10 protein-coding genes are annotated in these 10,737 nt (G+C 41.1%); 8 read left to right on the plus strand and 2 right to left on the minus strand.

All coding sequences use genetic code 11. The features are described 5' to 3' along the window. Nucleotides 1-5: 5 nt before the first annotated feature. The gene (locus tag Q0081_RS11115; RefSeq protein WP_298352827.1) at nucleotides 6-1,313 is read right to left on the minus strand and encodes a site-specific integrase; all 1,308 of its coding nucleotides are present in this window, start codon (nucleotides 1,311-1,313) and stop codon (nucleotides 6-8) included. A gap of 68 nt (nucleotides 1,314-1,381) precedes the next feature. Next, nucleotides 1,382-1,612: a hypothetical protein gene (locus Q0081_RS11120; protein WP_298352829.1), complete on the minus strand. Its 231-nt coding sequence runs from the start codon at nucleotides 1,610-1,612 to the stop codon at nucleotides 1,382-1,384. 124 nt (nucleotides 1,613-1,736) lie between these two features. Here Q0081_RS11120 and Q0081_RS11125 point away from each other — a divergent pair, with 124 nt between their 5' ends. From Q0081_RS11125 to Q0081_RS31855, 8 genes are all read left to right on the plus strand, one after another. Then, complete coding sequence (locus Q0081_RS11125) at nucleotides 1,737-2,375, plus strand: helix-turn-helix domain-containing protein (protein WP_298352831.1); 639 nt, start codon at nucleotides 1,737-1,739, stop codon at nucleotides 2,373-2,375. A 422-nt stretch (nucleotides 2,376-2,797) separates the two neighbouring features. After that, nucleotides 2,798-5,299: a type I restriction-modification system subunit M gene (locus Q0081_RS11130; RefSeq protein WP_298352834.1), complete on the plus strand. Its 2,502-nt coding sequence runs from the start codon at nucleotides 2,798-2,800 to the stop codon at nucleotides 5,297-5,299. Between the two features lie 87 nt (nucleotides 5,300-5,386). Beyond that, the gene (locus Q0081_RS11135; RefSeq protein WP_298352837.1) at nucleotides 5,387-7,144 is read left to right on the plus strand and encodes an RNA-binding domain-containing protein; all 1,758 of its coding nucleotides are present in this window, start codon (nucleotides 5,387-5,389) and stop codon (nucleotides 7,142-7,144) included. Between the two features lie 152 nt (nucleotides 7,145-7,296). Next, a complete protein-coding gene (locus tag Q0081_RS11140) occupies nucleotides 7,297-8,526 on the plus strand; it encodes a restriction endonuclease subunit S (protein ID WP_298352840.1) in 1,230 nt (409 codons plus the stop codon). 47 nt (nucleotides 8,527-8,573) lie between these two features. Next, on the plus strand, nucleotides 8,574-8,777 hold the full coding sequence (locus tag Q0081_RS11145; protein WP_298352842.1) for a hypothetical protein: 204 nt from the start codon (nucleotides 8,574-8,576) through the stop codon (nucleotides 8,775-8,777). A gap of 76 nt (nucleotides 8,778-8,853) precedes the next feature. Beyond that, the gene (locus tag Q0081_RS11150; RefSeq protein WP_298352844.1) at nucleotides 8,854-9,855 is read left to right on the plus strand and encodes a hypothetical protein; all 1,002 of its coding nucleotides are present in this window, start codon (nucleotides 8,854-8,856) and stop codon (nucleotides 9,853-9,855) included. Further along, complete coding sequence (locus Q0081_RS11155; RefSeq protein WP_298352848.1) at nucleotides 9,836-10,126, plus strand: hypothetical protein; 291 nt, start codon at nucleotides 9,836-9,838, stop codon at nucleotides 10,124-10,126. Before Q0081_RS11150 ends, Q0081_RS11155 begins: the two co-directional genes overlap by 20 nt. A 49-nt stretch (nucleotides 10,127-10,175) precedes the next feature. Next, the gene (locus Q0081_RS31855; RefSeq protein WP_336913188.1) at nucleotides 10,176-10,616 is read left to right on the plus strand and encodes a type I restriction endonuclease; all 441 of its coding nucleotides are present in this window, start codon (nucleotides 10,176-10,178) and stop codon (nucleotides 10,614-10,616) included. The last annotated feature ends 121 nt before the right edge of the window (nucleotides 10,617-10,737 follow it).

The raw sequence follows: 10,737 nt of genomic DNA on the forward strand, positions 1-10,737 counted from the left end.
GATTTCTAATCAAGTTTAGTTTTACGTTTAATTGCCTGAAAATCACGTACTACCGTTTCGGGTGTTACGGTCGTGTAGTGGCGTGTAGTGGTAGCGGTGTCGCTGTGGCCTAACAAAGCAGAAACCGACGTGAGCGGCATACCTGCGTTTAAGTAGTACGTGGCCGCTGTCCGTCTGGCCACGTGCGTAGTCAAACGCTTTTTGATGCCTGTAACGTGCTGAATTTGCTTTAGATAGGCGTTTATCTTCTGATTGGCCTGAACGGGCAAACAAACGCCTTTTTGTAGGCTTGCAGGGTGATTTCGGTAACGTTCCAAAATCAATAAGGCTTCTTTTCCTAATGGTACGACGGACGGTAAATTAGTCTTTTTGCGGATTTTATCCCGGACCTGAATGATACACTTTTGGCCGTTTATTTCGGTGATATTGGACGGTGTAAGACTGTTAACTTCGCTGTAACCAAGTCCGGTATAACAGCAAAACAGAAAAATGTCTCTAACAATGTTGAGTACATCAGACGCAATTGCCGCGTTTTCAATCGCTTCTACTTCCTGAATAGTTAGCGATTCTTGCCGCTTATTTTGCATCTTTTTACGAAACATCAAAAACGGGTTTCTTTGGATCCATTCGTTAGCCGTGGCAAATTCCAACACTCGTTTTAAATGGGAAGTGATGCGCATAGCCACGTCGTTAGAATGGTTTTTCTTTTCCCGCAACCAATCTACACACGCTTTAGCATCGGCGGGAACAATGGCCGTTAGTGGTGGCCGTAGGCCGTGGCGTTCACGAATGAAGTTTGACAAATGACCGTGCCATGCTCTAAGTTTTAGATAACTGCCTTTTTCTAAATCACCTATCTTTAATCCGGTTTCAATTCTTTCATTCCAAAAAAGCTCTAAACATTCGAGCATCAATGGGATGCCTTGAATGTCAATATCAAGCGAATATGCTTTGATAATTTGTAGGTCAATAGGGCGGTTTGATAGCTTCATTTCTGCATAACATTCGTTTGCTTTGGTCTTGATAGCGGCCAATATTTTAGAATGTTTAGCATTGTTTTTGACGGTTCCTGTACTTTGGTCAAATAAGCCCGGCTTACAACTTATGCCCGTGCTGTATTGCAAACGAGTACGACCGTGGTTTAGTAAAGCGTAAATCATACAATCCTTATTAGGGGTTGTTTGGGCGCTTCGTTGAAAAAAAGCTACTGTAAACTCCGTGGCTCTTGTTGACTGTGGTTTGTTGGCCTTTTGGCGGTCGAGTCGGTTAATTGCGTGACTCGTTCGAGAATTGTTTAACTTTGCGCGTTTCATGTTGAATATTAGTGGTTTGGTTGAAACATTACAGCCCGTTCAGGTAGCAACTGAACGGGCTTTTTTGATTAATTAAGTAGGTCATTAATGGTTGCAGGAAAGAAGCGGTTGAAAAACTGTGTTAGCCTGTTGGCTTCTTCAAGTGTAGGCTGTTTATCACCGTTGGAAAGCTTAGAAAATCGGATGCGGTTGATTCCGGTACCTTGATAGAAATTTCTTGAAGGCTTGAATATCAGCATAGTTTCAGCCTCATAACGGTCTATCAGACGTTTTACGGGGGGACGGTCTTGTGGTTGCATGATTGATTTGTTGATTTATAAGTCCAAAAATAGACTATACAATCAATAATATAAAATTTTAGTCCATTTATTTTTGACTAATGAGACAATCAAATTGTCTCATTAGTCATTTAACTTTGCATCTATGGACATATCAAGCAAGATTAAAGCAATTCGGGAGGCCAAAAAGATTAAGCAAATTGACATTGCTAATACTTTGGATTTAGACCCATCGTATTATTTTCGTTTAGAAAAACGGGGAGATAAACTAACGCTTGAGCAACTGGAGAAAATAGCGGGGGCATTGGATGTATCAGTTAAAGAATTGCTTTTTGGAGAAAAGCAAGTAAATAATAATGAAGAACGAGTAAAGGAGTTAGAAGAGGAAAATAAACAATTGAATGAATGGCTATACAATTCAGCAGACAAAGAAACTAAGACTCAATTTCTTATTGAGGAAGCGTTTCGTTATTTTCTTAGGCAATATGAAGTAGCATTAAATGTAGAAGATAGCCCATTGTCAGCTTACTATCAGTTACATATATCTTATATGGTGGAACTTCCTCACACATCTTTTTTTCGTGACTTTGTTGAAGTAAACCGGACTTTCCTAATTTCTTTTATTTCTATCAATAGTTTATATGGCGAATTTGAGGACGTTGTGAGGTTAATGTATGAAGAGATGAAACCATATTCATTAGAGGAAAAATATTTATTAAAGGAGTATGAAATGCAACTAAAGGTAAATAACAAAAGAAACGCCTTCAATAAGCCTAAAGAATAGCTTTCAAATCCATTCACTTTTAAAAACTCTGCTTACAGTTTTAAGTTATTGATTTTCAGGTGTTTATGTATATTCTTTCAAAAAGCAGTATTAAAATCTGCTTACAAAACTGCTAACAGGTGTGTAATATTGCATTGTAAATGATTGAAAATAAAGGCTTTATAGTGTATTTGTTCGACTCCTACGCGTCCACGAAAAACACAAAAACCCGCAAATCAGCCTGATTTGCGGGTTTTTTCTTGCTGCAAAGTTGCTTACAGTTGCAAAAGTCTGCTAACACCTATATAAGTCCACGAAAAGGCTTCAACAGCAATGGTGGAGCTTTTTTTTATTTATCCCCCCCCTTTTAATCACTCCTTGCCATCTCCAACATAATACCGATATTTACGCCATAGAAATGGTTTAATTTAGGAGTGTAACGAATGGCAATTAAAAAATCAGAATTATATAGCTCCCTCTGGGCAAGTTGCGACGAGCTGCGGGGAGGAATGGACGCGAGCCAATACAAAGATTATGTATTGGTTTTGTTGTTTGTAAAATATGTATCGGACAAATACGCCGATGACCCCAATGCTTTGCTCACCATCCCTGAAGGCGGAAGTTTTCGGGACATGGTGGCCCAGAAGGGTGATAAGGAGATCGGCGACAAAATGAATACCATCATTGGGTCGTTGGCCAAAGAAAATGACCTCAAAGGTGTGATCGACGTGGCCGATTTCAACGACGATGACAAACTCGGCAAGGGTAAGGAAATGGTGGATAAACTCACCAACCTCATTACCATATTTGAAAATCCCGCGCTCGATTTCAGTAAAAACCGCGCCGAAGGAGATGATATTTTGGGTGATGCTTACGAATACCTTATGCGGCACTTTGCCACCGAAAGCGGCAAAAGCAAGGGACAGTTCTACTCGCCCGGAGAGGTAAGCCGTGTGATGGCTAAAGTTCTCAATATCAAAAATGCCACCAATCAGACTACTTTCAACGATCCTACCTGTGGCTCGGGTTCGTTGCTGCTCAAAGCGGTGGATGAAGCCGACGGAAAGGGCAGTATTTACGGTCAGGAAAAGGACGTAACCACGGCGGCCCTCGCCCGGATGAACATGATTCTGCACGGTCAGGAAGCGATTGAGATACATCGCGGACAAAGTACCCTTTCCGACCCGTTTTTTAAAGATGCGGTCGGCAACCTCAAAACGTTTGATTTTATCGTAGCCAATCCGCCGTTTTCGCTCAAAAACTGGGCGAGCGGTTTTAATCCGCAGGATGATATTTATGGCCGCTTCGATGGCTACGGCGTGCCTCCCGATAAAAACGGCGATTACGCCTTTTTGCTGCATATCATCAAATCGCTCAAAAGCACGGGAAAAGCGGCCTGTATTTTGCCGCACGGTGTTCTTTTTCGAGGGAATGCCGAAGCGGAAATTCGGAAGAACCTCATTCAGCGCGGGTATATCAAAGGCATTATCGGCTTGCCTGCCAACCTGTTTTACGGCACGGGTATTCCTGCCTGTATCATCGTAATTGATAAGGAAGAGGCCGACAACCGCACTGCCATTTTTATGATTGATGCCGGCAAGGGTTTCATCAAAGACGGCAACAAAAACCGCCTGCGCGAGCAGGACATTCACAAAATAGTGGATGTGTTCAACAAGCAAATCGAACTCCCCAAATACAGCCGTTTGGTGCCGATGGAGGAGATTGCCGATCCTAAAAACGAGTATAATCTCAACATTCCGCGCTACATCGACAGTCAGGAAACGGAAGATATTCAGGACATTGTAGGGCATTTGATGGGCGACATTCCCAATGCCGACCTCGAAGCACTCAATGACTATTGGTCAGTGTATCCTACCCTCAAAGCCACACTCTTCGGCGATAGCCCGCGCCCGGGATACAGTCAGCCGAAAGTGACTAAGGACCAAATCAAAAGTACCATCTTCAATCACCCGGAGTTTGTGACCTTCAGCGCGGAAATGGACGCCGTTTTCAACGAATGGAAAACCCGTACTACGGTCTATCTCAAAAGCCTGACTTCAATTCCCTCCCTAAGTGGGGAGGGCAAGGGTGGGGTTATACCCAAACACATCATTACGACCGTTTCGGAAGACATCCTGAGCAGCTATACGGGCAAGGCGCTCATGGACAAATACGATGTGTATCAACACATTATGAACTACTGGAATGAGACGATGCAGGATGATTGCTACCTCATTGCGGCCGATGGCTGGAAGGCCGAGCCAGTGGTGCAGAAAAAGACCAAAACCGCTACGGTGTGGGATTGTGATTTGGTGCCCAAAACGCTGGTGATTGACCGTTATTTTACCGCCGAAAAAAATACCATTGCGGCCTTGGAAGCCCAAAAAGAAGCGCTGATTGCTCAATTGCAGGAATTGGAAGAGGAGCACAGCGGCGAAGACGGTTTTTTTGCCGATTACGACAAAGTCAACAAAGGCAGTGTACAAAAACGCCTCAAAGAACTCACGCCTAAAAAGGAAAATGTGAAGGGACTCGCGTTGGATTTCAGCTTGGCCGCTGAACCGCAGGTGACTTACCAAAAAAGCAACGACGAAGCGCAGGAGCGGAGCGTGTTGACCCTTTACCTGCAACTCATCGACGACCAAGCCACCCTCGCCGCCAACATCAAAGAGGCCGTGGCGGATCTGGACCAAAAGACCCGGAAGCGCTACCAAACCCTTACCGAGGACGACATCAAGCAGCTCGTGGTGGACGATAAATGGATGACTGCGCTGGAGCGCAACGTAAAAACCGAAATGGAGCGCATCAGCCAACGGCTCACGCAGCGCCTCAAAGAGCTCACCGAGCGCTACGAAACGCCGCTGCCCGCCCTGACCAAAGAAATGGAAGCACTGGAGCAGAAAGTGAACGCGCATTTAAAAGCGATGGGTTTTAGTTTGGCATAAAAAAGCAGGTTTAATCAATTGTCGCTATGATATGGCGACAATTGAGCTTGTCATTATTTTTGTTTGAACGGGTTGAAGTATACCATTATGAAAAAAGAAACCAGACTCAGCATACAGTGGTTTTATGACCTACTTGAAAGAGGGGAGTGTGATATTTTAGACTTTAAAGAGCAATTGAACGATAAGCTTTCTTTTGGGAAGTCCATCAGAAATTTTGCTTCTAACTATGAAGAGATGGCTCGGGACGTAGTTGCTTTTGCCAATCTCAAAGGAGGGTTCATCTTCGTCGGAATTGTTGATAATACCAAAGAAATAAACACAGAGTTTGAATTACAGGATAAAAAAACGTTTGATTTGATTAAACAGGTTCAGGATAGAACGGAACCTTCCATTACACTCAAAACACATAAGATAACTATTGATAATACGGTCATTTTAGTGTTGGAGATTCCTTTTTCAAATCAATTGCATCGCACTTCAAAAGGAGAGTATTTAATTAGGAATAATGACGGAAATCGGGCTATTGAGCCGCATGAAATAAGTACTATACAGGCAGAAAAGGGGTTGATTGTATATGATGCAAAAACATGGCCTTTTGACTTTGCCTCTACTTCCAAAGACGCACGAGGAAATCCTGTTCCCGGTTGGCAGAATCTTGATAGGGTAAGAGACCTGTATAATCGGATCAAACAGCATAAGCCAAACAGCGCTTATCTTAAAAATTCTTCTCTGGAGTTTGCCGAAACGCTCGGACTGATTAAAGAAGAAAATCAACAGCTAAAGCCCACTACAACAGGCGTATTGTTTATTGGGTCGGATAAAGCACTGAAGGAATTTCCGTATAATCAAATAAAATACATTCGCTATTACGAAGATGGTACTTACCGCCCCTTTGAGTACCGGGGTAGCCTGATTGAAATAGCAGACGACTGTTTTGCACAACTTAAATCTGAAATCAAACTTAAAGAGTTTCATTTTGGATTGTTCAGAGAATACATCGAAGATTACCCTGAAGTAGTTCTGCGAGAATTACTTATCAATGCCATTGCGCATCGTGATTACAGTCGCCAGCAGATTATTGAAATACGTAAGTACCCCACTTATATTGAGTTTGAAAGTCCCGGGCATTTTCCGCAAGGAATAGACGAAGCGAATTTTTTACGTAAAACCAATCCCCGAAACCCAAGCATCATGGATTTGTTCAGGGAAATAAATTATGCCGAGAAAGCAGGAAGTGGCTTTGATAAGATTTTTACAGCGCTGCTTTCAAAAGGTAAACAACTGCCCAAACCGGTACAAACGGAACACTCAATTACGATTAGGATAGAAGCGGATGTCTATGCTGAGAAATTAGTAGAGTTGAGTTTGCTTTATAAACAACTGAATAAAAAAGACATTGATCTGGAAAAGCTGTTGGTGCTGAACAGTATCTATACAGGACAAAAAATTACGTTTATAGAGCTTGAAAAGCAACCTTTTATCAATACGTATCAACTCCGCAGAATTTTGAAAGAGTTGGAAGAGCAGGAGTTTATTGAAACGACCGGCAAGACCTCCGGCCAAAAATACCTTATTCATAGAAGCAAACTTGAAACGACGGAAGAGAAGATAAGTTACACAATCCAAAAAAAGCAGGAAAAAGCACGACAAAAAGAGGCGATTCTTCGGTATCTTGACGATGTTGAAGAGATTGATAATGAGGGCGCAAGACTCTTACTTAAACTATCAGATAAAGATAGTTCGGTAGTTTCAAGGCTATTTGGAGAACTGATAGAAGCAGGACATATTGAGATTGCAAATGAAACAAGGCACAATCAAAGGGCCTATAAAAGAAAGGCCAATTAAAAGCTTGTTTTAGATGTTTGTTTGCAGGTTTGTTTGCAGCAAATAAAACACCAATTACCAGTTTGCAAACAAAATAACATTGATAATCAATTAGTTATATTTTTTTCGTTTGCAGGTTTGTTTGCAGAAATGGACACTTTAGTAAAAAAAACATGAACACCACCCCCCAAAATACCCCCTTCAAACAAACCGAAATCGGCCTCATCCCACAAGATTGGGAAGTGAAAAGATTGGGAGAAGTTATAATTAATGTTGAATATGGCTCATCTGCAAAATCAAAACCTGAAGGGAAAGTTCCGGTTTTGAGAATGGGGAATATTCAAAACGGAAAAATTGACTGGACTGATTTGGTCTACACTGAAGATGATAATGAGATTAAAAAGTATTTGTTAAAGAAGGATGATGTACTTTTCAATAGAACAAATACAGTTGATTTAGTTGGTAAAACAGGAATTTATAAAGGGGAAAGTCCTGCAATTTTTGCAGGCTACTTGATACGAATAAATAGAAAGGAAGATTTAATTGACGCTGATTATCTGACTTATTTACTCAATACTAAGTATGCTAAGAACTATGGATATTTAGTATTGAGTGTTGCTGTTGGACAAGCCAATATAAATGGGGCAAAACTTAAAACTTATCCTATCCCTCTCCCCCCCACCAAAGCCGAACAAACCGCCATTGCCACGGCGTTGAGCGATGCCGATGCGCTCATTGGGGGCTTGGAGAAACTCGTCCACAAAAAACGCCTCCTCAAACAAGCCACCATGCAGCACCTGCTTACCCCTAAAGAAGATTGGGAAGTGAAGAAGTTGGGGGAGATGACTACTGAAATAGGAGACGGAATTCACGCTACACCTAACTATGTTGAGAATTCAGACTATTTCTTTATTAATGGAAATAACTTGATAGATAAAAGAATAGTGGTTACTGGAAATACAAAATGTGTTTCAAAAGAAGAGTACAATTTACTAAAAAAGAGATTAAATAGTAGTACAATTTTAATGTCAATAAATGGGACTATTGGAAATTTAGCATTTTTTAATGGTGAAAAAATTGTTTTGGGAAAGAGTGCAGCATACATGTGTATTAAAGATGGTTTTGATAAACATTATGTATATTTTGTTCTCCAAAGTTTCGCAGTAAAATTATTTTATGAAAATGAATTTACTGGAACTACGATTCGAAATTTATCTTTGAAATCAATAAGAGAAACTCCTATACAACTCCCTCCCAATTTTACCGAACAAACCCGCATTGCCACGATTCTTTCCGACATGGATGCGGAGCTTTCGGGCTTGGAGGGCAAGCTGGAAAAGTACCGCCAACTCAAGCAGGGCATGATGCAGCAGTTATTGACGGGTAAGATACGGTTGGTGTGATATTTGGGTTATTTTGTGTTAACATACCTTCAAAAAGAACAAAAGGCATGAGTACGGCACAAAGTTTCTACGAAGTTTTCAAAGCATTGCCCAAAAAGGTACAGATTGAAGTGTTGAGGTTGTTGGAAAATGAAAAAGTACCCTTGCTCACGCAAATCGACCGGGGTTTGCAGGATGTGAAAAAAATGCAGGAAGGCACATCACCTAAACGCAATATTCGGGATTTAGTCAAAGAATTACGGAATGAATAACGCTGCGATTAGTCGGGTATGTGGCACACTATTTGTACTTTTGCTATTGTACAAATACTAAATAGATAAATGGAAAATGCTTGATGAACTTAGAGATATAGCTTTCAGATTTCAAATTGATCCTAACAAAACAGTGGGACATGCGGCTCGTATATCCTCCGTTATTAGCGTTTTGTCAAATATAAATCAGTCTTTTCAGAACTTTTTGGAAGTTGAGTTTTTTAAAAATGAGGAGTTTGTAAAAGCATTTGAACAAAATAGCAAAGTTTTAGAGTCATTGAAAGAAGATTTAGAACTTCTTTTGGTGGATGTAAAATTTGGAAGTTTTGAGGCAGCAGCAGTCCCGAATATAATATCATTGCCCTCTCTTTTTAATGATAAAGTGAGTGCTTGGAAAAAAGAAACCTACGAGGACTACAAAGAAAATATTTTATACGGTGAATATGAAAGTCCTGATTTTCTTAAAAAAGTGATGAATAGGTATAATGAAACGGAGAGAAATCAAATTTTCAAACCTCTTTTTTCGGCTGTTTCGTCGGAACGCTCTTACAAACTGAATTTTATAAGAGCCGATAAAAAGAAGGTTGTTTTTAAGCAGCCTTCAAAAGGCTTGTATGAGTTATATGTGCCAAAAATAGACAAAAGAACCTCATTAGATACCTCTGAATACAAGACAGTACAGTTTTATGCCCAAGTTCGCAAAAGTGAAGATGGCTATAACTTGGCAAAAAAGAACATAAAACAGATCTATTTTCTGGAAGAATTAGAGCATGAAACGTACCCGTATAAGCCAAGTAGTATTGTGTTTGAAGATACAGCCTACGACCTAAACAAACGACTGGATTGTCAAGTCTCTTTTGAAGAAGGTATGTACGTAATTCAAAACGAAGAACTTGACATTACAGTTTGGGGAGAATCAAGAGAAGAAGCAGAAGATTCTTTCGCTTTTACCTTCCACTCGTTATACCAAAATTTTGCAACAGAAATCGATAGTAAACTCTCAAAAGATGCGAAGAGTTTAAAAGAGAATCTTTTAAAAACCGTAAAAAAAGTGATTGATGAAAGCCAGAAAAGCTAAGGATTTACAGAAAGTTCTTACTAAAAAGGGCTTTGTTTTATACCCGGAAAAAGAACATCATCAATTCTATTACCTCGAAATTGATGGCATAAAGCAGAAGATTTATACTTATTTCAGTCATGGTCTTAAAGACTATGGTTCATCTCTGATGGGCAAAATTAAGAAGCAGTTGAAATTTGTTGAAACAGATAAAGCGGAAGATTTTTTTGATTGTCCAATGAGCAGGGAACAATATGTTGAAATGCTGAAAGACAATGGCGATATAAGTTGATTTTTTTCTTCTACGTTTTTGTGTACCGGAAAGTCCTAAACTCAACTTCATGAACCGTTACGAACGAGTGGACCCCGAGCGCGTAGCCCAAAACCGCGTGGTCAAACTCATGCGCGAAGTCCTGTACTATCGGAATTTGGGAAATCTGGAAGAGCAGGAAAACACCAATCTCCGCGAAGACGACCTGCGCCGTTATCTCCTCGGCATGGGCCGCTACACGCCCGCCCTCATTCAAAAAGCGCTGTTCGATTTCCAAAAAGCCGCGCTCATCAACCGAAACGACGAACTCAGCGATGCCAACAAAGCCGTGTATTCGCTGTTGCGCTACGGCATTCCGGTCAAGGAAGAAGCGGGGCAGAACAAAGTCACGGTACAGCTCATAGATTGGGAGCAATTTGAAAACAACGATTTTGCGGTGGCCGAAGAAGTCACCGTCAAAGGCGAAAAAATCAAACGTCCCGACGTGGTGATGTCCTACAATGTTGAATAGCCCGCAAGGTGCGCAGTTGCCAGCCATTTAAACCCAACTCTTCAATGCCATCGCCCAGCCGACCCAGCACATGGGCTACTTCCCAGCGTGGCTGCATTCCGAAAACAGCGTATCAAGCGGA

Origin of the sequence: Runella sp. (genome assembly GCF_027484545.1) — a bacterium.
Classification (GTDB): Bacteria; Bacteroidota; Bacteroidia; order Cytophagales; family Spirosomataceae; genus Runella.